Annotated in this window: 1 protein-coding gene; it reads left to right on the forward strand. The window is 50.8% G+C overall.

Features of this window, described 5'->3' with window-relative positions; translation table 11 throughout:
* Nucleotides 1-327: methyltransferase domain-containing protein (locus tag AYC59_RS08530; protein WP_169792210.1), on the forward strand; the 327-nt coding region annotated here is incomplete at both ends.

The following is a 327-nucleotide window of genomic DNA, read 5'->3' on the forward strand; positions in this document are numbered from 1 at the left end:
AAACTGTCGTGGCTCCTGATTGCTGGGGCGATTTGCCCTGGGGAGAGCTTTATCGAAAGGCGCTGGAGCGTCAGCTCAACCCGTGGTTCACTAAAATGGATGGTTTTCATCTGCTTAAGATTGGCAACTTAAGCGCAGAAATCAATTGCGAAGCGTGCGCGGTTTCGCATCAAGTGAATGTTTCTGCGCAAGGAATGCCAGTCCAGGTGCAGGCGGATCCACTTCATCTTCCTTTTGCCGATAAATCCGTTGATGTTTGTCTACTGGCACATACATTGCCGTGGTGCACTGATCCGCATCGTTTATTGCGTGAAGCCGATCCGGTAC

The sequence above is a fragment of the Pseudostreptobacillus hongkongensis genome (genome assembly GCF_001559795.1).
In the GTDB taxonomy this organism is placed as follows: Bacteria; Fusobacteriota; Fusobacteriia; order Fusobacteriales; family Leptotrichiaceae; genus Pseudostreptobacillus; species Pseudostreptobacillus hongkongensis.